The organism is Marinobacter iranensis (assembly GCF_029207565.1).
In the GTDB taxonomy this organism is placed as follows: Bacteria; Pseudomonadota; Gammaproteobacteria; order Pseudomonadales; family Oleiphilaceae; genus Marinobacter; species Marinobacter iranensis.
This window is the reverse complement of the sequence record NZ_JANCMW010000252.1, coordinates 1-261: the sequence shown is the minus strand read 5'-3', so window position 1 is coordinate 261 and position 261 is coordinate 1. Positions and strand designations below refer to the sequence as shown.

Sequence of the window (261 nt, the reverse complement as noted above, 5' to 3'; positions counted from 1 at the left end):
CGGCGCTCGTCGTCTCGATCCCGCTGTTCCTGCCGCTCACGGTCGGCGTGGTGGCGGGGGACACGATCGCGGGCGAGGCCGGCCTCGGGACGCTGCGGTACCTGCTGGTCGCGCCCGCGGGACGGGTTCGGCTGCTGGTGGTCAAGTACGTCGCGGCGGCGGTCTTCTGCCTCGCCGCCACGCTGACCGTCGTGGTGGTCGGGGCTCTCGTCGGGCTCGCGCTGTTCGGGGCCGGGCCCGCGACCCTGCTGTCGGGCGACA

Annotated in this window: 1 protein-coding gene; it reads left to right on the top strand. The window is 75.1% G+C overall.

Annotated elements, in window-relative coordinates:
* A partial coding sequence (locus NLU14_RS22250; protein WP_275710700.1) for an ABC transporter permease occupies nt 1-261 on the top strand: 261 nt, incomplete at both ends.